Annotated in this window: 20 protein-coding genes; 5 read left to right on the top strand and 15 right to left on the bottom strand. The window is 61.4% G+C overall.

The annotated features are described in order from the left end of the window. Positions 1 to 70 precede the first annotated feature (70 nt). Positions 71 to 466 (top strand): hypothetical protein, encoded by a 396-nt coding sequence (locus B723_RS17680; protein WP_017337970.1) that lies wholly within the window; start codon positions 71 to 73, stop codon positions 464 to 466. Here the strand turns inward: B723_RS17680 and B723_RS17675 are convergent. The 5 genes from B723_RS17675 to B723_RS17655 all read right to left on the bottom strand — a co-directional run bounded on the left by B723_RS17675 (position 457) and on the right by B723_RS17655 (position 8,912). Continuing rightward, positions 457 to 1,887 (bottom strand): sigma-54-dependent transcriptional regulator, encoded by a 1,431-nt coding sequence (locus B723_RS17675; protein WP_017337969.1) that lies wholly within the window; start codon positions 1,885 to 1,887, stop codon positions 457 to 459. The two genes, B723_RS17680 and B723_RS17675, sit on opposite strands and share 10 nt — an antisense overlap. After that, positions 1,856 to 3,352 (bottom strand): sensor histidine kinase, encoded by a 1,497-nt coding sequence (locus tag B723_RS17670; RefSeq protein WP_017337968.1) that lies wholly within the window; start codon positions 3,350 to 3,352, stop codon positions 1,856 to 1,858. Before B723_RS17670 ends, B723_RS17675 begins: the two co-directional genes overlap by 32 nt. 96 nt (positions 3,353 to 3,448) lie before the next feature. After that, entirely contained in the window at positions 3,449 to 4,480 is a 1,032-nt protein-coding gene (locus tag B723_RS17665) for an SCO family protein (protein ID WP_017337967.1), read from the bottom strand. After that, positions 4,477 to 7,284, bottom strand: a complete 2,808-nt coding sequence (locus B723_RS17660; protein ID WP_017337966.1) for a multicopper oxidase domain-containing protein — start codon at positions 7,282 to 7,284, stop codon at positions 4,477 to 4,479. Before B723_RS17660 ends, B723_RS17665 begins: the two co-directional genes overlap by 4 nt. Positions 7,285 to 7,466: 182 nt before the next feature. After that, entirely contained in the window at positions 7,467 to 8,912 is a 1,446-nt protein-coding gene (locus B723_RS17655; RefSeq protein WP_017337965.1) for a sensor histidine kinase, read from the bottom strand. Between the two features lie 280 nt (positions 8,913 to 9,192). Here B723_RS17655 and B723_RS17650 point away from each other — a divergent pair, with 280 nt between their 5' ends. The 4 genes from B723_RS17650 to B723_RS17635 are packed head-to-tail and all read left to right on the top strand — an operon-like array spanning position 9,193 to position 14,818. Continuing rightward, positions 9,193 to 10,539 (top strand): hypothetical protein, encoded by a 1,347-nt coding sequence (locus B723_RS17650; RefSeq protein WP_017337964.1) that lies wholly within the window; start codon positions 9,193 to 9,195, stop codon positions 10,537 to 10,539. A 35-nt stretch (positions 10,540 to 10,574) separates the two neighbouring features. Continuing rightward, complete coding sequence (locus B723_RS17645) at positions 10,575 to 12,824, top strand: Ig-like domain-containing protein (RefSeq protein ID WP_017337963.1); 2,250 nt, start codon at positions 10,575 to 10,577, stop codon at positions 12,822 to 12,824. Positions 12,825 to 12,883: 59 nt separating this feature from the next. Continuing rightward, positions 12,884 to 13,345, top strand: coding sequence for a curlin (locus B723_RS17640; RefSeq protein ID WP_017337962.1), 462 nt, complete (start codon positions 12,884 to 12,886; stop codon positions 13,343 to 13,345). Positions 13,346 to 13,372: 27 nt separating this feature from the next. Continuing rightward, positions 13,373 to 14,818, top strand: a complete 1,446-nt coding sequence (locus tag B723_RS17635; RefSeq protein WP_017337961.1) for a curlin — start codon at positions 13,373 to 13,375, stop codon at positions 14,816 to 14,818. A 554-nt stretch (positions 14,819 to 15,372) separates the two neighbouring features. Here B723_RS17635 and B723_RS17630 read toward each other — a convergent pair. From B723_RS17630 to B723_RS17585, 10 genes are all read right to left on the bottom strand, one after another. Further along, positions 15,373 to 16,227, bottom strand: a complete 855-nt coding sequence (locus B723_RS17630; RefSeq protein ID WP_031318713.1) for a CsgG/HfaB family protein — start codon at positions 16,225 to 16,227, stop codon at positions 15,373 to 15,375. Positions 16,228 to 16,257: 30 nt separating this feature from the next. Further along, on the bottom strand, positions 16,258 to 16,692 hold the full coding sequence (locus B723_RS17625) for a curli assembly protein CsgF (protein ID WP_017337959.1): 435 nt from the start codon (positions 16,690 to 16,692) through the stop codon (positions 16,258 to 16,260). Continuing rightward, positions 16,689 to 17,078, bottom strand: a complete 390-nt coding sequence (gene csgE / locus B723_RS17620; RefSeq protein ID WP_017337958.1) for a curli production assembly/transport protein CsgE — start codon at positions 17,076 to 17,078, stop codon at positions 16,689 to 16,691. The genes B723_RS17625 and csgE overlap by 4 nt, the downstream gene beginning before the upstream one ends. Further along, positions 17,075 to 17,539, bottom strand: coding sequence for a type II secretion system protein (locus tag B723_RS17615; protein WP_238588341.1), 465 nt, complete (start codon positions 17,537 to 17,539; stop codon positions 17,075 to 17,077). Before B723_RS17615 ends, csgE begins: the two co-directional genes overlap by 4 nt. A 175-nt stretch (positions 17,540 to 17,714) precedes the next feature. Next, a complete protein-coding gene (locus tag B723_RS17610; RefSeq protein ID WP_017337956.1) occupies positions 17,715 to 18,089 on the bottom strand; it encodes a type II secretion system protein in 375 nt (124 codons plus the stop codon). 4 nt (positions 18,090 to 18,093) lie between these two features. Further along, entirely contained in the window at positions 18,094 to 18,567 is a 474-nt protein-coding gene (locus B723_RS17605) for a type II secretion system protein (protein ID WP_017337955.1), read from the bottom strand. Positions 18,568 to 18,569: 2 nt separating this feature from the next. Next, a complete protein-coding gene (locus tag B723_RS17600) occupies positions 18,570 to 20,408 on the bottom strand; it encodes a secretin N-terminal domain-containing protein (RefSeq protein ID WP_017337954.1) in 1,839 nt (612 codons plus the stop codon). Continuing rightward, positions 20,405 to 20,923, bottom strand: a complete 519-nt coding sequence (locus B723_RS17595; RefSeq protein WP_017337953.1) for a hypothetical protein — start codon at positions 20,921 to 20,923, stop codon at positions 20,405 to 20,407. Before B723_RS17595 ends, B723_RS17600 begins: the two co-directional genes overlap by 4 nt. Further along, a complete protein-coding gene (locus B723_RS17590; protein ID WP_017337952.1) occupies positions 20,923 to 21,471 on the bottom strand; it encodes a GspMb/PilO family protein in 549 nt (182 codons plus the stop codon). The genes B723_RS17595 and B723_RS17590 overlap by 1 nt, the downstream gene beginning before the upstream one ends. Continuing rightward, on the bottom strand, positions 21,458 to 22,003 hold the full coding sequence (locus tag B723_RS17585) for a PilN domain-containing protein (protein WP_017337951.1): 546 nt from the start codon (positions 22,001 to 22,003) through the stop codon (positions 21,458 to 21,460). Before B723_RS17585 ends, B723_RS17590 begins: the two co-directional genes overlap by 14 nt.

Genomic DNA, 22,003 nt, shown 5'->3' with positions numbered 1-22,003 from the left:
GCCCACGTCTGGCAGCTATAGTTAATGACCTTGGGGAAATTGCGGGAAAACCGATTTCGCAGGTGCAGCCATGAAACACACCGATCTGCCGCTGATATTCGCCCTCTGCCTGACTGCCGCCACCGGTGCTCACGCGCAAGACAGCCTGACACCCACGTCCGCGTACAGCAGCGAGTTCAACTATTACGGGGAAAACCAGCCGTTCGCCCACCCCGTTCCGCCGACCCTGAGCACCGTGCCACCGCGCTCGTACATCCCGACACCCCCTCCGGATTTCATCCCGATCGCCAGCCAGCATGAGTTCTCCGACTCACGGTTGCCGACGGTCGCGGACGCCACCGTACGGGTGTTCATCCGCTCCTACGACGCCGAACGCGGCGTCTACGTGAACGAAGAAGTCATCGATCCCACCTGCCTGCTGGCCTGTCTCAGCCGCCAGGGCCAGGCGACGCCCGTTTACCACTGACGCTTGTCCGGGCGCGCGAGGCCGAGTTTTTCGATCCGGTAGCGCAGCATGTCGCGGCTCAGGCCCAGCAGCCGAGCGGACTTGGTGACGTTCCAGTCGGTCTTGTCGAGCATCTTGCGCACCATGTCGCGTTCCACTTCCGGCAGGTTCATCGATTCGTTGCCGTTGTAGGCCGGTCGTGGCTCGCTGTGGTGTGGTGCCTCCGGCATCGCCAGCGGTTCGTCCATCAGGCTCAGGCAGACATTCAACTGGTGAGGGGCGATGGTGTCGGTCTGGGCCAGCAGCACGGTTTGTTCGAGCATGTTGCGCAACTCGCGCACGTTGCCCGGCCAGGTGTAGCCGAGCAGCAACTCTTCGGCCTGATCGCTGAAATGCAGGTTCGGTTTGCCATAGCGCTTGCCGTGGATCCCCAGGAAGTGCCGGGCCAGCAGCAGGATGTCTTCGCCACGGGCGAACAGGCGCGGCACCTTGATCGAGATGATGCGCAGGCGGAAGAACAGGTCACGGCGGAACTTGCCCTGCTGGACCATTTGCTCAAGGTTGCAGTTGGTGGCGCTGATCACCCGCAAATCGACCTTGCGCTCCTTCACCGAACCGACCCGGCGAATGGTCCGGTCCTCCAGAAGCTTCAGCAATTTGGCTTGCAGCAGCAGGTCCATTTCACCCACTTCATCAAGAAACAGCGTGCCGCCATCGGCCGCTTCCACCAGGCCGACGCGACGGTCCTTGGCATCGGTGAACGCGCCCTTTTCGTGGCCGAACAATTCCGACTCCACCAGGTTGGAAGGAATCGATGCGCAGTTGAATTCAATGAACGGCCCCTTGGCACGCGGACCGTCAAAATGCAGCGCGCGGGCCACCAGTTCCTTGCCGGTGCCGGTCTCGCCTTCTACCAGCACGGGCGGCAGATCGGTGTTGGCCATCCGGCGCTCGGCGTCGAGCAGCTGCGCAATGGTGCCTTTGAGATAGAGCATGGGAGCCGATTCGCCGATCAAGGCCTGCACCCCCGACTTCTGCGCTTCACGTTCCTGATAGAACGACAGCGTGCGTTCCATCCGGTCGGTGGCCAGGGCCTTGTCCAGCAACAGTCTGAGCTCCGGCAGCGCCACCGGTTTGGTGACGTAATGGAACGCGCCCTCTTTCATCGCCACCACGGCGTCTTCGACATTGCCGTAGCCGGTCATCATGATCACTTTCAGGTCCGGCGCGCTGATGCGCAGCTTCTGGATCAGCTCGTGACCGCTCATGCCCGGCAGCGAGTTGTCGGTCAGTACCACGTCCGGGGCGACCGTGCGCAGTTGTTCCAGCGCCGCTTCAGCCGAGTGGCAGACCGTCACCTCGAAGTCCTTGCGCTCCAGGTAGGTCTGGATGTTCTCGGCGAGGAGTTCGTCATCCTCGACCAGCAGAATGCTGTGCTCCATATTCCCCTCCCGTTGCCACTTTAAAGTTGAGACTGACGCGGGTTCCTTCCTGCTCCTGACTGGTCAGTTCGACCGAGCCCTCGTAGCGTTCCATTATTCGTTTCACCAACGCCAGGCCGACGCCCAACCCGCCTTGCTTTGTGGTGAAAAACGGCTTGAAGACCATTTGCTGCTGCTGTTTGGTCATGCCCTTGCCGGTATCGCTCAGGGTCATGCGCACGTGACCGGGCGACGTCGATTCAATCTCGATGCCCAGCAGTCCGCCCTTAGGCATGGCTTCCAGCGCGTTGGCGAACAAGCTGTTGAGAATTTGCGTCAACAGCACTTGTTGGCTGACGACCGGCGGGCAGGCATTGGGAGTGAAACGAACTTCGACATGAGAGCGGTTGATCAGCGCTTCAAAGGCACTCAGGGTGTCGTCGATGGCCAGCATCAGGTCCACCCTTTCGTACTCGTCATTCATCGGTCGCAACGACACCAGCAGCTCGCGAACCCAGCGCGACATGCGATCGACCTGATTGATGATGTCGCCGATATTTTTCTGCGCGCTCTGGCTGGCGATTTCCTGCGCCAGTTCGGCACTGGAGCGGATGTTCGCCAGCGGATTGCGCAAGCTGTGGGCCACGGCCGAAGACATTTCCCCCAGGGCCACAAACGTTTCGTTGGCGACCAGTTGTTTCTGCTGGCTTTCCAGCAGCGTGGCCGCGCGCCGCACGATCCAGAACAGCCCGAGGAAGATGGCCGCGCCGCCGAGCCCGGTCGCCAGCCAGATGGCCTTGAAGCCACGCTGGATACGGTCCACCAGGTCCGCCGGCTCCTTGTAGATCTCGACCATCGCAATCACTTTGCTCTTGTCGGCGTTGAACATCGGGATGTAGTTCTCGATGAACAGATACTTGGGCTCGCGCAGCAGCATCTGCTCGGGTCGCTCGTCGTCGATCTGGTGATAACTGGTGGATACCGGCTCCTTCATTTCGAAGGACTCGTCCAGTTCCTCGTCACCTTCGACACGCATGCCGATCATTTGCGGGTTGGTCGACCAGACCACGGTGCGATCCAGGGCGTACACCACCGCCAACAGGGAATCCGGCAGATGTTCGACATGATCGAGAAACTCGATGCGGGCCGCTGCACGGGATCCAGGATCGACGTCGGGATAGTTATTGTCCTGGCGAGGATCAAGCATTTCACCCATGGTTCTTGTCAGGGTGATGCCCGCGTGACGAATTTCAGCATCGCCGATCGCCTGAATGAATTGCGCGGTCAGCATCGAGTCACGCTCGATGCTCTCCTCGACCACAAAACGCGTGGAAATGTAGCCCAAGCCCAGCGCCACGGCGGCGATGATGAAAAAACTGCCCAGGGAAAACCAGCGCAGCAGGTTGAACTGGCCGCGCCAGCCCATGCCTTGTGCCGCCGGCGTACTCGACGGCGCAGGTACTTTTTGCTCTTCCAGTATCTGCATGGCTGGATCCTTGATGCTGAAGCCTTTTCAGTGACGTTTCGAATCAGTGTAGGTGGCAATGATCGAGACCGGCGCCCGAATGATAGTAAGTAGCCGCTATTGCACCTGCGCTGCCTGCAACGGTTGTTGACGATCGGTTTCTTCCTGCAAAAAACCCATGATGGACTGCGCCGCGTTCTCATCCAGGCGCAGGTTCGGCATCGGGATCCGGTCAAAACGTTCAAACAGTTTCGTCGCGATCGGGTCCTGCTCGGCGAGCATGCGGTCCGGTTCGCGGATCCAGCGACTGAGCCACGCCGGATCGCGCAGACGGGTCACGCCGATCAGGTCCGGGCCGATGCTGCGCATACCGATGCCTTGCCCGTCTTGCGGCCCGAGGCTGTGGCACGACGCACAACGGGTGCGAAACAACTCTTCGCCGTTGCTCGGCGCACGGATCTCGGGTGCGTTGGCATAGCTCTCTTCAGCGCTGGCCTGCTTCCAGTTCTGCAAGGTGTTGGCCAATTGATCGGCGAGGATCCATGGGTTCTCGAAGGGAGAGGCTTTCATCCAGCGGCCCGTGCCCTGGTTGCCGACCATCAGACTCAGGTTGTGGTCCTTGTTGCGGCCGTTGTCGACGCCTTCAATGAACAGCCCGAGTTTCTTGCGCAAGTCGGTGACGGCGTCGAATTCCCCGGTGAGAAACTGCCAGCCCGGCCCGACCTTGAAGCGTTGCGAGTAGGCCTTGAGCACTTCGGGGGTATCGCTCAACGGATCGATGCTGATCGAGTAGAAAAAGATGTCCTGACCGACCCGGTCCCCCAGCAACTTTTGCACCTGACGCAGGCGCGCGGTTTCCAGCGGACAGGAGTCGCTGCACGAGGTGAAGATGAAGTTGATCACTACGACTTTGCCCTTGATCAGGTCATCGAAAAAATGCACCTGCCGACCGTCCTGGTCGGTCAGCAGGGTGTTGGGGAAATAGTCGCCGCCCCAGGGGGTTGCCGACTCCTGCGGCGCCAGAGCACCTTCATGGGCGACCAGCACCCGAGTCGCCAGCAGACAGGTCACCAGCATCAAAATCAGGTGCATGCCCAAAGCGCGGGAGCGCGGCGTCGGCAGTGGTCTGTCGGCGCCTGCCCGGTTCATTTTTTCACCGTCACTTGCGGGCCGAAGCCATCGCCATTGCGGAAGGTTGGCAGCGCGGCCGAGTTCACATAGCGCACACCATCCCAGCTGGGCAACGGGGTCGGCATCAACTGGAATTGCCCGGGTTTCTCGATGTCCCAGCGCAACAGCATGGAGTTGTCCTCATGCTGCGTGTTGTGACAGTGCTCCATGTAGGTCCCGGCAAATTCGCGGAAGTTGATCGCCATCTCGACGCTGTCCAGGCCATCGTTTTCCGAGCCGATGCGGTAAACATCCTTGCGCGCCCACTTTTCCCATTCCGGTGGCGCCTTGCCGCCGCGGCTGAGGATGATCCCCTCCTCGAAGTGCACGTGCACCGGGTGGCTCCAGCCCTTGCCGCCGGCCTTGATGTTCCACACTTCGAGCGTACCGAAGGCGGTGATGCCGGCATCGGTCGGGCCGCTGGCCAGTTTGGTCGAGGCGTTCAATCGGCGCGGATCCATGTGGAAACCGAAGCCGCCATCCGTCTTGACGGTCCACGGTGCTTCATCCGTGCCGTCGGAACGGCCGAAGGTGAAGGTGCGGTGACGGGCGTTGGCCAGCAGCTGCTTGTCGGCAGCGTTATCGCGATGAATCTTCAACGGGATCATCACCAGCCCTTCGGCCTTGCCGGGTTTGGCCGGCTCGTACGCTGCCGGGTCCATGGCCAGGTCCTGACCGGTGTAGGCCTTGACGTTGAGTTGCAACAGTTTGCCCACCGCCGGGTCACCTTTGTCCCACTGCGGCCCCTTGCTGCTTTGCTTGATCACGGCCAGGTATTTCTCCGACAGCACATCGGACAGCGACACCGGTTCTTTCGGGCCTTTGCCATCGTCATGCACCAGCAGGTTGACGAAGAACAACTTGTCTCCGGGCTTGATGCCGTTTTTCGCGAAGTTGACGATGATGTCGAAGCGCTCGGCGATGCCTTGGGTCGGCAGGATCGCATTGTGATTCTGTTTATCGCCGTCGGCATCGAGGTCCATGCTCCCATCGAACGGCACGCTGTGTTCCATGATGTTGCCGTCGTTGGCAATCATGTGGAACGGCACGCGGGCATACGACACCCCGGAACCTTTGGGGCCCTGGAATTCGCCGCTGCTGCCCTTGATCTCGCGCACCAGCGCCAGTTTGAAATACCGCGACACCGAGCCATTGAGGATGCGGAACCGATAGCTGCGGGCACGCACATCCAGGGTGGGTTTCCATTGCCAGTTGACCAGCACCTGGTCACCGAGGAAACCGTCGGTGTTGAACGGGTTGAACCACAGCTGACCGGCTGGATCCCAGGCTTTGTCGGCCACCACCAGATTGACGTCGTAGTCGCGGTTGCCCCACGGCAAGGAGCTGCCGCTGGGGAAGCGCAGGTTGACGCCGTCGTTCACCGATTCGTTGCCGCGGTCCAGGGCGCTGTAGTAGTTCATCATCGCCGCGTTGCCCTTGTAGACATTCTGCGCGGTGAAATCGAGCATGTGGTCGTGAAACCAGTGGGTGCTCATGGTTTCACGCCAGTCGCCGCGGATCTTGATCGTGCCGTGATCGCAGGTCTTGCGGCTGGGGCTGAGGTCGTTGGTCCACAGGGTTTCGCCCGGCGCGCACGGGAACGCCGCGCGCGGATCGTGCGCGTCCGTGTTGATGCTGTCGTAACCGGCCAGCTGGATCGGCCAGCGATAATCGTAATACTGCCCCGGAAAGAAAAATGCGTTGGCATAGCCGTCGCTTTCCGCCGGCGCGTGACCATTGTGTTCGTGGGTGCTGATGGTATGCAGACCAAACCCCATGTTGGCCGACGGGTCGATCGGCAAACCGTTGTAGTGACGCATCAGCACCGGTTGACCGTAACGCACCATCAGCAATTTGGGCGGCAAGGTGCCGTCGAAGGTCCACACCGAGTTGTGGTTTTGCACCGGCATGTTCGGGTGGAAACGCGTATCCACCCCCTTGGCGGTGCCATCGGTTGCCGGCACTCCGGCGACGTTGTGATAGAGACCACCGGGGCCGAACTCGCCCAGGGCATAGCCGTGCATCTGACGGGCGTCACGCAAGCCGCCATTGGCTCGTGCGCCGGTCTGCACGGTCTTGTAGGCCAGTTGCGGGTAGAACTCGTTCCAGCGCTGATGCGACCAGCCCTTTCCTGGTGGACGACCTTCCGCCGAAGAGCCGATGTGGCGGTTGAGGAAGTACTCGATCTGCGCCTGCCACGGGTTGCGGTCGACCACGTTGGAAAACTGGCTCGGGAACGGCGTCAGCCCCGGTTGACGCAAAAACGCGTCAAGGGCCGCGCTCTGTGGTGCGCTGCGGGCTGCATTGTTGGGGTCTTGCTGAGGCGCCGGACCAATGGCTGCCGGTGGAAATGGCAGCAGCGCCGCCGGCGTCGTGGGGTCGAGTTTTTCCGGGCCGAACTCTTCGAACAGCAACAGTTGCTGGGTGAACGGCTGGGCGCCGAACAGCGGGCTGGGTTTGCCATTGGTGGGGTAATTGAAACTGGTCTGCACCGCCGGCGGCAGGATGTTTTCCGTGCGCGGGGTGTCGCGGCTGCCTTTGACGCCATCAGGCAAATCGAAGGAGTCTTCGTTAGCCTCGGGCATGGTCAGGATGGCGTTCAGGGCGGCTGGTTTGTCTGCCGGTTCGTCGTAGTAAGCCGAAGGGTCGGACGGCTCAGGCTGTCGCTCGTCATCGATCGGACTGGCACGCAGCGTCGCTGTGCCCAGCGTCATTGTCAGCAGGACGCTCAGGGGCGTCAGGAGGCCGAACCACTTGAAAGGGTGCCGCGCTTTACTGTCCATCACCAGCCGCCTCGAAGTCGTGAAGGGGGTGATGAGGGTTTTGCAAGGAGCTCGCCAAATTTGTAACAGTTTTATACGAAAAATATAATCCCGATAAAACAACGACTTATCAACATCAATGTGCCACGACCGAAAACGGGCTGGGGATTGACACCCGCTAACGGGGAAAGCTCATCCCCGTTTCAGGGAACCCGCTTGAATGACAGACGCACCCTCGTCCCCTCGCCCTCACGACTGTCCAGGCTCACGGCACCACCGCAACGCTCCATGATGCGCTTGACCAGGACCAGCCCGACACCGAGCCCGCCTTGCTTGGTGGTGAAAAACGGCCGGAAGGCCATGCTGCGTTGTTCCTCATTCATGCCCTTGCCGGTGTCGCTCACCACTACGCTGACGCCTCGGAAATCAGTCGACTCAAGGGCGATGGTCAGCGTGCCTCCCTTGTCCATGGCTTCCAGCGCATTGGCCAGCAAACTGTTGAGGATCTGCGACAACTGCACCTGCTGGCTCAGGACCATGGGCGTTTCCTTCGGCTCGAACACCACGTGGACCCCGGCCTTGGCAATCTGCTGTTCGAAAGCCATGAGGCTGTCCTGCAACGCCGCCACCAGATTCACCGGTTCGGGCTCGTCATGCAGTGGACGCAGGGATTGCAGCAGCTCCCTGACCCATTTCGACATGCGATCCACCTGGCCAATGATGTCGGTGATGTTTTTGTGTGCCGGGCCGCTGTCGAACTCCAGCGCCAGTTCGGCACTGGAGCGAATGGTCGCCAACGGGTTGCGCAAGCTGTGGGCCACCGCCGACGACATCTCGCCCAGTGCGACGAAGGTTTCGTTGGTGATCAATTGTTTTTGCTGCACCTCCAGCAGAATTGCCGCCCGCCGCACGATCCAGTACAGCCCCAGATAAATCAGCCCGCCGCCCAGCGCAGTGGCCAGCCAGATCAGCACCAGGCCGCGCTCCATGCGGTCGATCAAATCGTTCGGCTCCTTGTAGATCTCCACCATCGCGGTGACATTTGTTCCATCGGCATCGAACAGCGGGATGTAGTTTTCGATAAAGATGTATTCCGGTTGCTTGACGAACTTCTGCTCCATGCGCGCCTTGTCCACTTCGTGATAACTGGCCGACACCGGCCTCCTGAACTCGAAGGCCTTGTCCAGGTCCTCGTCGGCATGGATGGTCGTGCCCATCAAGGCCGGGTTTGTCGACCAGATCACCATACGGTCAGGCGCATAGACGTTGGCCAGAATCACGTCTGGCAGATGCTCGATATGGTCGAGAAATTCGCCCCGGGCATTGGCGCGGGCCAGCGGGTCGACGTCGGGAAAGTTGCGGTCCTGGCGGGGGTCCAGCAGCTCGCCCATGGTTCGCACATTGGGAATCGAGACGTGGCGCACCTCGGCCGAGGCAATCGCCTGAATGAACTGCGATGTCAGCAGCGCATCACGCTGCACACTCTCGGTAATCACGAACCGCGTGGACACCACGCCCAGCGACACCGCCACCGTGCCGATCACCCCCATGCTGATCAGTGAAAACCAGCGCAGCAGATTGAACGGCTGCTTGCGCGAGCTCAGGCGACTGCCCTCCTCGGACTGGAGCATTTGCGTCGGCATGTTCATGGGCGTACTTCCTGGCGATTCCCCCCATTGGTTATAGCCCACTCATGGCTGTTTGCCCGACCTTGGGTCCCCGCCGCCCCCAACCTGCCCGCTCTCCCCATCTACCCCCAATGCTGGGGACAGTGGCCCGTATGACCGGATGGCAAGCCGCCGCTGCCTATGCCTGAAAAGCCCTGATTCCGGGCCTCTGGCGGCGGTTTCCCGCGATTGGTATGGAAGTTGCCGAAGCACCCTCAACTGACCCATCCCCACGGGCAGGTCTCTGATAGAGGGAATACTCATGCACCCTTTACTGTCCAAAACCGCGATCGCCCTGGTTGTGTCCGCTCTGGCCCAAGGCGTGGCCCAGGCAGCGCTGTTTGCTGTCGATCCGGGCCCCTACGTTCCCGCCAACGGCAATTTCGCTTCCTGGTATCAGGACTCCCACGGTCGAACCTTTGACTTATGCCTGTCCAAGGCTGTCAGCTCCAGGGTTCCAAGCGCGCCCGGTGCGCCGTCCTACATGTGCCTCTTGAATCCGAATCCCGGTATTTTCGACGACACTCAGCCGATCGTTTTCCCGACCAACTTTCCCGATGAAGCGTTCTGGTTCACCGGTGACGGATCCATTGTCGACGCGGCACGGGGCATTGACCTGACCTACGTCAGCGCCGTCGAAGCGGCCTTCGCCGCTGGAGATCCGGTTGAAGGCGACCAGGTCAGTTTTGGCCGTATCCGTATTCGGGTGGACGTGCCCACCGCTGGCACCTATGTGATCACCCACCCCTACGGCGTCGATGTCTTCAATGTCGATACCCCCGGACGTCGCGCGATCAACATGACCCGGGACATCGGTATCGGCTCGCCGAAAACCTACGACGGCGCGCTCAAAAGTGACATCGGCCCTTTCCTGCGTAGCGTCAACGGCCCCTACACCGAGACCAACCCGGTCACTGGTTCCGCCGACCAATTCGTCGGTGATCCAAACCTGGAGGAAGCGTTTACCGGCAGCCCTTTCAACACCAACTACATCCGCATTGAAGGACCTAACGGCCTGGACTTGCGCACAACGGTCATGGCTATCTCCGGCAAGCTTTCGACGGTGGTTCGGCCCACCCCGATCATAGCCGAGCGCAGCACCTACTCACGCAAGGCCGGCAGCAGCGCCCCGGAGGCCCAACAGGATGTCTTCGTCCTGGCCCCGCCACCACCGGCCACCGTGACCCTGGACAGCAACAGCCCGGTGCTGAACCTGACCGAAGCCAACACCACCGGCCACTGGTATGCCCAGTCAGCCACCAACCCGACATTACCGAGCAATTTGCTGGTGACGGCCGACAACCACCTGGCCATTCCCACCAGCACGCCGACGTCCTTGACCATGCCGCTGACCGACCTGGTCGTGATTTCACGGGCCGAGTACAGCCTGAGCAACGGGCAAATCACGGTAGTGGCTTCGACCAGCGATGAAACGTCGCCGCCGGTACTCACCGTCACCTCCGGCACGGGTGTCGCCATTGGTGCCCTCAGTGGCAATGGCGCAGAAAAAACCCTGTCGACCGGCATCTCGCCGATTCCACCGGCCAAGGTTCGGGTGACGTCATCCAATGGCGGCAGCGATACCGAAGAAGTGGTCATCGTGCAATGAACGCTCTCATGCCCAGATCCGCATCAGGAGGCATCATGAACAAGTGGCCACGCTTCGCGCTCAACGCGCTCGGGCTGACGCTCTCGCTGTCCGGCAGTGCGTTCGCGCAACTCAATGCCGTCGATACCGGCCCCTACACCTTTGCCACGGGGAAATTCCCCATGTGGTATCAGGACAGCAATTTGCTGTCGCTGGAACTGTGCCAGTCACGGGCGACCAGCTCGCGGTCACCCGGCGCTCCTGGCGCGCCCGCCTACATGTGCATCCTGAACCCGGAACCTGGGATCTTCGACGACACCCAGCCCATGGTGTTTCCGGATAACTGGCCACCGGAAGCGTTCTGGTTCCTCGCCGAGACCAGCATCAACGATGTCGGAGGTTATGGCGTGGATGCCTACGTGGCCGGGATCGAAGCGGCATTCGCTGCGGAAAACCCGGTCGATGGCGATCAGGCCAGCTTCGCGCGGATTCGTCTGCGGGTGAACATACCTGTCGCGGGGACTTACACCATCACCCACCCGTACGGAGTGGAAACGGTCAACGTCACCACCCCGGGCCGTCGGGCGATCAACATCACCCGCGACATCGGCATCGGCGCACCGGGCAACTTCTCGGGTGCGCTCAACGGGGAGGTCGGACCTTTCCTGCGCAGCGTCAACGGTCCGTATACCGAAGTGAATCCGGACACCGGGTCCGTCGAAACTTATGTTGGCGATCCGAACCTCACCGAAGCGGTCACCGGCAGTCCGTTCAACAACAACTTCCTGCGTGTCCAGGGGCCGGCCGGTACCATCCAGACCAACCTCTTCACCGTGTCCGGCAAAGTCCTCGACAGCCGCGCGCAAACCCCTGTGGAAATCGGCCGCGCCACTTACCGCCGCATGTCTACAGGTCCGGGAACGAGCAGTACCCGGGTGGAAGTCTTCGGCAAATCTTCCAACAGTTCGAGCCTGTGCTTCCGCGAAACCGTGGCCCTGGTTCCAGGACCACCGCAGACGCCATGCCTGGTCAACATGCTCGGCGACAACACCGGTGAGTTCTTCGCTCATCGCCTGACGGGGACCACCGTTCCTTCGGTGGTGGTGGTCACCGCTACCGACCCGAGTGGCACCAGCCGACCAACCGCAGTGTCGAGCAAAGTCACCGATGTGGTGAAAATCCAGACCGCTCGCTACAACTGGAGCAACCACAGCCTGCTCATCGAGGCCACCTCGTCTGACGAAGTGCTGGTGCCGGACATGGTCGCCCAGGGTTACGGACGTCTAAGCAAGACCGGCATCCTGCAACGGCTGACCGTTGCCGATCTGACGCAGCCTCCGGCCAGTGTCACCATCAAGTCCGCCGCCGGCGGCAGTGACACCGAGCCGGTTGTGGTGGTAGGGACGGCACCGAACAGCGGTGAAAACCAGTCGCCGCTGGCCGTCGCCGACACCGGCAGCACCAGTTTCGGTGTGCCGATCACCCTCAACCTGCTGGCCAACGACAGTGATCCGGACGGCAATACACCGTTGAGCATCACCGCGCTGACCCAACCCGCCGCCGGCCAGGGCACCGTGGCATTGAGCGGCACGACCGCCGTGGTCTACACGCCACCAGCGGTGGTCAATGCACCGTTGACCACGACCTTCACCTACAAGGCGCAAGACATCAAAGGCCTGGCCTCGACCGCCCCGGCAACCGTGACCATCACCGTGGCGCCTAACCAGCCTCCGGTGGCCGTCGCCGACAGCATCGCAACCCTGGGAGTGGCGGTGCCGATCAACGTGTTGCTCAACGACACCGACCCGGAAGGCAACGTGCCGCTCGCGATAGCCAGCTTCACGCAACCAGCGGCCGGTCGCGGCACCGTCAGCAGCAACGGCACGGTGATCACCTACACACCACCGGCCACCGTGACCACGGCGTTCACCACCACCTTCACCTACATCGCCCGGGACAACTTCGGCGCCCTGTCGGTGACACCGGCCACAGTCACGGTGCAAGTCTCGCCACGGCCACCGGCAGAAGCCTTCACGGTGACCACGGCAACGGTGTCGGCACGCTCCAACAACCGCTTCACCTGGGACTTTGCGGGCACCTCGTCGGTGATCACCGGCAACACCATCACCGTCCGGGTCAGCACCCCAACCGGGCTGCAAACCCTGGGCACCACCACGGTGCCGGTGACCGGTCGCTGGCGGTTGACGGTGAACAACACCACCACGGTGATCCCGTCGGCGAACCCGACTGCCACCATCACCTCGTCCCAAGGCACCGTGCGTTCGGTGTCGGTGATCTCGAACTGAGTCCTCGCCCCATCGGTCATGTGGCCGATGGGGCAGGCCTCTTGCTGAAGGACAGCCTCATGAAAACGTCGACCGCCGCCCTGCTCTGCCTGCTTCTGCTCTGCAGCAGCGCGAGCGTGCGCGCCGACGATCTGATGGAGAACGACGACCTGGGCCCCGGCACCGACCTCGGCGAGTTGCCACCGCCGATTGGCCAGCACGCGCTGATCGACCAGACCGGCCAGGCCAACGTGGCGTTGCTGCAACAGAACGGCCAGTCGTTGCTCGGCACCATCGTCCAGTCGGGGAGCAATCAGGAAGCGTACATCCTGCAACAAGGCAGCGACCTGATGGCGATGATCACCCAGCAAGGCTCCGGCAACTCCGCCTCGATCACCCAGGCCGGCAGCCAGAACCGCGCGCAGATTTCCCAGAACGGCAACAACAACGACGCCAGCATCGACCAGGCCGGCACGGGGCTTTCCAGCGCCGTGAGCCAGTCCGGAAACGGCATGAGCGTTTCGGTCAAACAATACCGCTAAAGCACTGCACCACCTGGAGGTTTCATCATGTTCAAACTGACGCCCCTCACCGCCGCCATCCTGGTCATTGTCAGTGCCCAGGCGATGGCCGACGACAGTGTTTCCACCCAGGACCAGGTCGGCACCGCCAACGTCGCCGATGTGAAACAGACCCTGGCCCCCTTCAGCACCGCCACCCAGCAGCAACTCGGACAGGGTAACGACGCGGCCGCCGTGCAGGACTCGGCCACCAGTACCATCGACCAGAACCAGGTCGGTGAGTACAACGCCGGTTACGCCGAGCAGTTGTTCGAAAACAACAGCACCATCAACCAGCAACAGACCGGCAGCTTCAACACCAGCCATGCCAGCCAGTCGATTGGTGTGGGTGGCGGTGAAGTGCTGCAGCAACAGCAAGGCACCGGCAACTTCTCGTTCGTCTATCAGGACAGCCAGGAAGGTACGACAGGTCAAACCTTCCAGTTCGGTGACAGCAACGAAGCCAACATCGAACAGATCCAGCTCGGCATCGCCAACACTGCGGTGATCATGCAGTACGGCACCACCAACTACGCCACCGCCGAACAGATCAACCACATGGGCGGTCAGATCAACCTCAACCAGACCGGCACCAGCAACTACGCCTACGGCGACCAGCGCAACGGCGACGGCGGCAACCTGACCATCAACCAGCTCGGCGAAGGCAACGGCGCTGAAGTCTGGCAAGACGGACAAGTCGGCAGCGAAACCACCGTCGACCAGATCGGCCTGACCAACGAAACCGTGGTCGACCAGAGCTTCGGCGAAAACAACACCGCCCGGGTCTTTCAGGTCGGCGACCTCAACGCGATCTATGCCGATCAGTTCGAATCCACCGGCTCGACCATCGCGCTGTACCAGACAGGCACGGGCAACACGCACTTCACCTACCAGACCGGCGAAGGTCATTCACTCACCGCCACCTCGGTAGGCAACGACAACAAGGTCTACGCCAGCAACTGGAAAGGCCCGCAAAAAGGTGGCCAGTTCGGCAGCAATCAGCGCGCAACCATCAACCAGACCGGCAACGCCAACATCGCCAACTTCACCCAGGACGGCGTCGGCCACATCATGACCACCAACCAGACCGGCACCGGGAACAAAACCACGGTCAGCCAGGCCGACAGTTACAACGAGCTGTACTTCGACCAGAACGGCAGCGACAACATCCTCATCGCCGATCAACGCGGCACCACCAACCTCGCCTCGGGCACCAGCACCGGCACGGCCAACCGCACCGAATTCGACCAGTCCGGCACCGGCAACCAGGCCTACACCACCCAGTGGGGCAGCGATAACCAGATCACGCTGAAACAGGCTGACACGATGAACGTGGCGTATGTGACCCAGGGCGGCACCGGGAACATTGCCAATGTTGATCAGAGCGGTGTGGCGCAGATGGCGACTGTTCAGCAGTTGGGGACGGATAACCGGGCGACGGTGTTGCAGCAGTAATTGTGGAGGTATAAAAAACCGCGGCCCTGGGTGAGGGTCGCGGTTTTTTTGTCTGGGGTTTGCAAGGTTGAACGGTCCCTGTAGGAGCTTGGCTTGCCAGCGAAAGCGGCCTGACAGCCGACCATTTTTTTCAGGTGTACATATCCGTTTTTGCGGTAACGGCGGCTATTGGTTTCGCCCTTTCGGCGAGTCACTTGGAAAAGCGCCAAGTAACCAAGAGCTTTTGCCCCTAATGAGATGGTCAGCCCGGCGAGAACCTCGGCATGCCCTCCTTCCGGTCCTGCTCCGTGGGCCCGCCGCCATCGCCCATCCATGGCCGGGGGCGGCTACCGCCACAGCAACGCAAGGCGGCCTACCGGCAGGCCTTGCTCTTTGATAGTACGCATTTCCCTGTGGAAGCTAGCCTGCTAGCGATGGACGTCAACGATAACGCGTGCTGTCTGAATGAACGCGATGTCCGGGCGTCCATCGCTAGCAGGGATTGTGGTGGATCTGTGAAATCAGTCGAACGGGTACACCTGAAAGAGCCTGGTCGGCCCGAAGGCCGCCTCGGTTCACTCTTCTTCAGGCAGCTTGTTCTGGGTCAGGTATCGATCAAGCGTCTCACTACTCTGCGGCGAATTATCCCCCGCCACCTGCCACAAATGCCGCTCGATCCCCTGAGCCAACAGATGCCCCACCGCCGCCTCGATCGCCGACAACACACACAACTGCGCCGGTTCGTTGGTGGTGTACCCGACCTCAGCTTCGAGCAACTTCTTGAACTCGATAAATTTGAACACCCCGGCACTACGGCCCACGGAGTAGATGGTCTTGCTGGTCATCACATTGGCCAACACCTGCCCGCTGCGCACATCCACCGCCCGCAGATTCACCGTGACCTGATCCACCCGATACTCCCGGGAAATATCGATCCCCAGGTAACGCGCCCCTTCCCCGCCGCTTTTCACGTTGGTGTCGTAGGCAATGATCCCGCCCTCGAGCATCATGTTCGCCGCTTGCAGCGGCGGCAGTTCACCCTGGATATTCACCGGTGTGTTCGGTTTTTTCTGCGAGGCGCGGATGATCTTGCGCTCGGTCAGCAGGTTCTGCAGCCCCTCACGCTCCAGCACCACAAACCAGCCGCTGGCCTGCAACGCATCCATCAGCATGCTTGCCGCGCCCTGGGTGACGCTGGTGGAAAACGAACTGGCCGGCGTCGGTTTGTACTGACCGGTCTGGTCGCGAAAACCGTACACCACCGCCATCAACCGGCCCTTGGGTCGCGGCATGTTGATCAAGTCGTAATAGGTCGAAGCCCTCGGGGTCAGCGTCGGGGTTTCGGTGTCCTGCTCCGCCCCGACGGGGTCGCGCAGACTGCACCCTTGTAACGCCGCCAACATCAGCCCTAGCACCATTATTTTTTTCATGTCCTTCACTCCCCATCAACCCGAATCCCGTCAAGGGGCCAGGCCGCTTACCTGAATTTCGGAGACTTCACCGGTCGCTCGGTCGGTCACGACGATGGTCAATTGTCCGGAGTCGTCGACCACGTTGACGATAAAAGCGTCGGTGGTCAGGCTCCCGGTGTTGCCCGCGGAGATGTTGTCCAGCAACTGACCGAGCAGCCGTGATTGCAACTGACTGGTGAACCGCTCCAGCGCCGACGTCCCGGCCGCAGCGGTGCGTTTTTTCAAATCAGGATCGTCGTAATCGTTCTGGGCCTGGGCGTTGTTGAGTAGCCAGGTCCCGTTCAACGGGTTGCCGCCAAACGATGGATTGATGGGCGTGTAGACCAGCTCGGTGGCCTGGACCAGGCCGCAACTGCCGAGCCCGATCAACCAGATACCTGCCCTTGAAAACAGGGGGCGCTGCGAGAAGATTGTTGTTTTCATAATTCGTCCCTCTCAAGGTCCGTTGTGTCCTGCAACATGGCTTCCAGCTTGCGCTGGACGATCTGCCCGCGAACCCAGTCGGCGGCGGCATAGGCCTCGTCCTTGAGTTCCACGGTATTGGGCGGCAGAAAACGCCGATAAACCAAACGCTGCTGATACTCCACGGTGACCAGGGCGCCCCAGCGCGCCGAAGGTCGTTCGCGCACCACCAGGTTGAAATCCATCGGGCTGGTGGCGCGCAGGCGTTCACTGAATGAGTAGTAGAAGTCGTGGCCGATGTGCGAGATCGTGTCATCGACGATGAACCCCATCATTTCGTCCTCCTCGCCGGCCGGGGCGGCAGCGGACGTCAGCATCAGGATCATGGCCACGCAGAATCTGTTCATGGCTGCAGCGCCTGAGGCAATTTCGACTGGCCCTTGGCAGGTCCCGATGTGCCATCGAGGAAGGCCTTCTCGGCCACGAACTGCCAATCCTTGTAACTGGCCATGCCGGTGAAGTCCGACCACTGCGTGGGAAAATCCGCCTGCTTCAGCGGCTTGTCCGTGGAGGCGCTGTTGAGGCCGGTGATGCGCCCGTCGAAACCGCGCATCAGGACCCATTCGCCACCGCCAATCGGGTCCGGATACAGCTGCCGGAGATGGTGTTTGGGGCTGGGAAAACGCTCGTCCTGCAACAGGTCTTCCAGCGCTTTGGGGTATTGGGCCAGGCCTGGAGAACTGCGGTAGTAGCTGCGCAATGCCTGGGCGTATTGCGTACCGACCCAGAGCAACTGGCGCTCACGATCACGGCGCGAAGCGGTCGACCACAACTCACCGGCACTGGCCAGGCCCATACCCATCAGCATGATCAGGAACAGCACGCCCAGGTAGGTGAAGCCGCCCTCGCTGGTCCGCCGCTTCTCACTTAAGCGTGACAGCGGATTTGTGGCGAGGGAGCTTGCTCCCGCCGGGCTGCGCAGCGGCCCTAAAAGTGGGGCTGCTGCACAGCCCGGCGGGAGCAAGCTCCCTCGCCACAGATTTTTACCACTCGGAAAAAAGGCTGCCATCACGCGCCCTCCCTGTGGCACCGCTTTTGATATCGGCGACCCCGCCCGGAACGCCTTCCGGCGGCGCGACCATGACCCAGAGGTCCTTGCGCTCGGCTATCGGGTCCATCGGCGGGTTGCGCAGGTAACGTTGTTCCACCAGTTGTTCGATAGAGTCGGGATAACGCCCGGTGTCGCCGTAGTAGTGATCCAGCGCTTCACGCATCGCCGACAGGCTCTGGCGCAGCGTGGTCTCTTTCGAGGCTTCGAGGCTGTTGAAATAGCGTGGCATGGCGATGGTCATCAAGGTCGCGATGATTGCCATGACCACCATCAGTTCCAGCAGGGTAAAACCCTTTTCCCGACGCATATGCTCACCACTCCCGGTACGCGATGCCGTTGAGACCCTTGCCGCGCGCTTTCGAATAAATGTCGAAGACGTCTTCGCCTTCTCGCGGGTTTTGAGCCGTGCTGTCGTAGGCGCGCAGGCCCCAGCCGCCTTCGTCGTCGCGCTTGACCGGGGCCAGCGGGTCATGGGGTACGCGGCGCAAGAAATAGAACTTGGCTCCCTTGGCGCTGCGCACGTCGCGCACGCCGTCTACCAGCACTTTGAGGTTCGGCGGATAGCCGCTGCTGTTCAGCGACTTCTCGATGTAACCGGCATCGAATGCACGCTTGTAGGCGTCGATGGCATCGCGGATCTGGTACAGCGCCGTGCGCAATTCCTGCTCTTTGCCCCGGCGCACCACGGTCTCGGTCAGCGGTGCGGCCATACCGGCCAGCAAGCCGATCAGGGCCAGCGTCACCACGACTTCGATCAAGGTAAAACCACGTTGCGAGGCGCTCATGATCAAGGCTTCCCGACGCTGACTTGCACATTGGTGGCAGCCACCGGCCGATCGATGGACTCCGGCTGGTTCGATGATTCCATCCGGCGATCCGGTGCCTGAATGTGCATGCTGGTTTCGGTGCCGGTCGGGAACTCCATGTCCGACGGGCTCTGGTACGGCAGGTTGCGCACGATGCGAGGCGTGATCGACAACACCAGTTCCGACTTGCTGACGTTGTCCTTGTTACTGCCGAACAACCGGCCCAGGCCCGGGATGTCGCCAAGACCCGGAATCTTGTTGCCAGTGGCGCCATGGTCATTGCGCATCAGGCCGGCGAGGATCTGGGTTTCGCCGTCATGCAGACGCAGGGTGGTCTGGGCGTTGCGGGTATCGACCTGAACCGGGATCGTGCCCTGCCGGGTCGGTTCCAGCGGCGTTGCGTTACTGACTTCCAGGGCGATCTTGATCGCCACTTCGTTGTTCAGGTGCACGGTCGGTTGCACTTCCAGCTTCAGACCGACGTCCAGGTAAGTGACGCTTTCGGTGATCACCGGGCCTTGGGTCGACGGCACCGACGTGGCACTGATGATCGGCACACGCTGACCGATGTGGATACGCGCCTGCTCGCGGTTACTGACACGAATCACCGGGCTGGCCAGGGTGTTGATGTCGTTGTCCTGGGCGTTGATCTTGAGCTGGGGCGATGGATTGATGGTGATCCGGCTCGAGTCGATACCTTTCAATTGGTTGAGCAGCGACACCGGCGAACCGTCGCTGTTGACCACGCCAAAGGTGTTCGGCCATTGCAGGCCGAGGTCGAGAATCCGCTGGGTGGCAACTTCCATCACCTCCACTTCCAGCACCACCTCAGGGTTGGACTGGTCTTGCGATTGCAGGAGCTTTTCCGCCATGCGGATGGCGTCTTCGGTGTCGCGCATGGTCAGGGTGTTGAGGCGCTCGTCGACAAACACATCGCGGGTCTTGAGCATGGTCTTGATCATGTTCAGTGCGGTGTTGGCATCGATGCTGGTCAGGTAGAACGTGCGCATCACCAGCTCCTGGTAATCCTTGAGCTTTTGCGGCGAGTCCGGGTAGATCAGCAAGGTGTTTTCGTTCACCACTTTCTGGTGCAGCTGGTTCTGTTGCAGCAGCAGTTCCACGGCGTCTTCGATGCGCACATCACGCACGAAGATCGTGGCTTTCATGTCCGGGCGCAGGTCTTTGTCGAAGATGAAATTCAGGCCGGCGACCTGGGACAGCACTTCGAAAATGGTCTTCAGGTTGGCGTCGCGAAACTCCAGGGTCACGGGCCGTTCCAGGCGTGTGCGCAGCTGTGGATACGGAATCACGTTGCGGCTCTGGACCAGGCGAATGTTGCTTTGCAGTTCAAGTGCGCCGTCGTTTTTAGGGTCCAGTTCGAGAATCTGTTTGACCTGGCGGTCGGCCCCGTAGATGTCGCCGCGACGCAGGTCGCCACGGGCCAGCTCGAGTTTTTCATCCAGGCTGCGCATGTAATCGAGTTGGCGCATGGCGTCCTGGGCACGACGGTTGTTCGGCTCGATGGTCAACACCCGGCTGTAGTTGACGCGTGCGGCGGAAAAGTCCCGATGCGCACGATCCGTATCGGCCTCGGTCAACAGCGCGGTAATTGCCTTGGCGTGGGCGGTATTCAGGGCCAGATGCAGTTCAGTATCACGAGGATTTTCCCGCAGCCCTTCTTCGATACGCGCCAGGCCGGCTTCGTATTGTCCTTGCTCGATCAGCTCGGACGCTTCCTTGTTGGCGATCCGCGCGGAACTGCACGCGGCCAGCCCTGCGCAGAGGCAGGCAAGGCTCATCAGCAAACGGCATCTGTTCATGGCGCGCTCCCCACAGACAAGGTCTGGGACACATGCAAAGGCAGGTAGATGAAGCTCAGTTCCACATCGGAAATGCCCTCGATCCGCCAGGTTTCGTCGATTACATCCCCTTTGCGCACGACGTATATTTTTTCGCCGTTCTGCAAAAACACTTGCAGGTCAGAACGGTCATCCAGCCTCCCGACAAACTGGAAAGGCATCGGCGGTACGCTGGGGACCTGCACCACCGGGGTCACGTTGATGGGTTGTTCGATGACGCTGGCGAGGGTCGGCGCCGCCTTCCAGCTGCGGGCGGCGAACAAGTCGCCGGCCGGGCTCAAGTCCTTCACCACTGCCGGCTTGGCAGTGGCCGGCGCGGCAGGCAGCGCACCCCGGGTTTTGTTTTTGCTCGCGGTCGGCAAGGTGGCAACGGCCGCATCGCCCTCGTCGACCGGCATCAAGTAATCCGGCAACCAGGCCAGCGCCGCCGCAACACCGAAGAACCCCATCCAGCCCACTACGCGCTTGATATTCATCATGACCTCGACAGGTAAAGGGTCATGCGGATCCGCCCGGTCAGGTCGGTGTCGGCGATTTTCTTGCGCTGGAACTCCACGTCCTCCACCACCACCGCCGGCAACTGGCCGAGCAAGGCATGCAGGAAGCGCCGCAGTTGCGGGTAGCTGCCGCGCACCGGCAGCAGAATCTGATAGCGGGCCAGATGGGTTTTAGGGTCGATGCCCAAGGCATATTCACCGCGCGCCAGGGTGATGTGTTCCTGGGCCGCCAGCGCGTAGATCTTGTCGATGGCGACGGTAGCCTGAGGTTGCGAAGGCAGCTTGCTGCGGAAGTCGTCGAGCTGACGTTGCGGCACCACCGGGGCGGCGACACTACCGTCTTCCACCCTGGCCAGGTACTCGCCGGCGTCGCGGGTCTGCTGGCTGAGCTGTTGCAGCGACTGCCAGTCCGGCACCAGGCCCGCCAGACCATAGACCAACGCCAGCGCCAGCATTGCCAGCCCCGCCAGACCGGGAATGCCCAGGCCTTGCAGGTATTCGTGGACGATCAATCTAGGGATTCGCATCGCCAATCTCCCAGGTAGCCGACAAGTTGAATTGCACCGGGTGCTCCGGCACGTTGGCCACGATTTCGTGGCTGAGCAGCGACACATCGGACAGCTCGTCGCTGGCTTCGAGGTTGCGGTGGAAGTCGAGCATGGCGTCGAGGTCTTTCGCCTCGGCGCTGATCCTGAGCTGACCCTTGCGGGCATCGGGTGTCAGGGTCAGCAAGGCGATGTTGTCGCGAGGCATGGCTTCGAGCAGGGCAAACAGACTCTCCCAAGGCCGACGCAGTTGCTGCGAGACCTTGCGCATCTCGGCGAGGTTTTGCGCCTGCTCGCGGGTTTCTGCCGGCGTCAGGCTGACCTTGGTGCCGTTGTCGCCGGTGAGGACGCGCTGGGCGGTTTGCAGATGGCCCTGTTGTTGCGCGGTTTCGTCACTGAGGTGCTGCTGAACGAGGATGCAACCCAGCACCAGCACTATGCCCACGGCCAACAGGCTCCAGCCCAGGGGGCCCGAGCGGCGGCGCGGCTGAAAGTCGAGGTTCAGGGCGCGCAT

Source organism: Pseudomonas fluorescens NCIMB 11764 (genome assembly GCF_000293885.2).
GTDB lineage: Bacteria > Pseudomonadota > Gammaproteobacteria > Pseudomonadales > Pseudomonadaceae > Aquipseudomonas > Aquipseudomonas fluorescens_B.
Note: the sequence above shows the minus strand (reverse complement) of the source record. Positions and strands in the feature narration are given on the sequence as shown.

Excerpts from the sequence above, each read along its gene's own strand:
- B723_RS17625 (WP_017337959.1), bottom strand. The coding sequence starts at position 16,692 with ATGAAAACAACAATCTTCTCGCAGCGCCCCCTGTTTTCAAGGGCAGGT.
- B723_RS17660 (WP_017337966.1), bottom strand. The coding sequence starts at position 7,284 with ATGGACAGTAAAGCGCGGCACCCTTTCAAGTGGTTCGGCCTCCTGACG.
- B723_RS17675 (WP_017337969.1), bottom strand. The coding sequence starts at position 1,887 with ATGGAGCACAGCATTCTGCTGGTCGAGGATGACGAACTCCTCGCCGAG.
- B723_RS17645 (WP_017337963.1), top strand. The coding sequence starts at position 10,575 with ATGAACAAGTGGCCACGCTTCGCGCTCAACGCGCTCGGGCTGACGCTC.
- B723_RS17640 (WP_017337962.1), top strand. The coding sequence starts at position 12,884 with ATGAAAACGTCGACCGCCGCCCTGCTCTGCCTGCTTCTGCTCTGCAGC.
- B723_RS17650 (WP_017337964.1), top strand. The coding sequence starts at position 9,193 with ATGCACCCTTTACTGTCCAAAACCGCGATCGCCCTGGTTGTGTCCGCT.
- B723_RS17630 (WP_031318713.1), bottom strand. The coding sequence starts at position 16,227 with ATGAAAAAAATAATGGTGCTAGGGCTGATGTTGGCGGCGTTACAAGGG.
- B723_RS17590 (WP_017337952.1), bottom strand. The coding sequence starts at position 21,471 with ATGCGAATCCCTAGATTGATCGTCCACGAATACCTGCAAGGCCTGGGC.
- B723_RS17680 (WP_017337970.1), top strand. The coding sequence starts at position 71 with ATGAAACACACCGATCTGCCGCTGATATTCGCCCTCTGCCTGACTGCC.
- B723_RS17655 (WP_017337965.1), bottom strand. The coding sequence starts at position 8,912 with ATGAACATGCCGACGCAAATGCTCCAGTCCGAGGAGGGCAGTCGCCTG.
- B723_RS17600 (WP_017337954.1), bottom strand. The coding sequence starts at position 20,408 with ATGAACAGATGCCGTTTGCTGATGAGCCTTGCCTGCCTCTGCGCAGGG.
- B723_RS17635 (WP_017337961.1), top strand. The coding sequence starts at position 13,373 with ATGTTCAAACTGACGCCCCTCACCGCCGCCATCCTGGTCATTGTCAGT.
- csgE (WP_017337958.1), bottom strand. The coding sequence starts at position 17,078 with ATGAACAGATTCTGCGTGGCCATGATCCTGATGCTGACGTCCGCTGCC.
- B723_RS17610 (WP_017337956.1), bottom strand. The coding sequence starts at position 18,089 with ATGCGTCGGGAAAAGGGTTTTACCCTGCTGGAACTGATGGTGGTCATG.
- B723_RS17670 (WP_017337968.1), bottom strand. The coding sequence starts at position 3,352 with ATGCAGATACTGGAAGAGCAAAAAGTACCTGCGCCGTCGAGTACGCCG.
- B723_RS17605 (WP_017337955.1), bottom strand. The coding sequence starts at position 18,567 with ATGAGCGCCTCGCAACGTGGTTTTACCTTGATCGAAGTCGTGGTGACG.
- B723_RS17665 (WP_017337967.1), bottom strand. The coding sequence starts at position 4,480 with ATGAACCGGGCAGGCGCCGACAGACCACTGCCGACGCCGCGCTCCCGC.
- B723_RS17615 (WP_238588341.1), bottom strand. The coding sequence starts at position 17,539 with ATGCTGATGGGTATGGGCCTGGCCAGTGCCGGTGAGTTGTGGTCGACC.
- B723_RS17595 (WP_017337953.1), bottom strand. The coding sequence starts at position 20,923 with ATGAATATCAAGCGCGTAGTGGGCTGGATGGGGTTCTTCGGTGTTGCG.
- B723_RS17585 (WP_017337951.1), bottom strand. The coding sequence starts at position 22,003 with ATGCGCGCCCTGAACCTCGACTTTCAGCCGCGCCGCCGCTCGGGCCCC.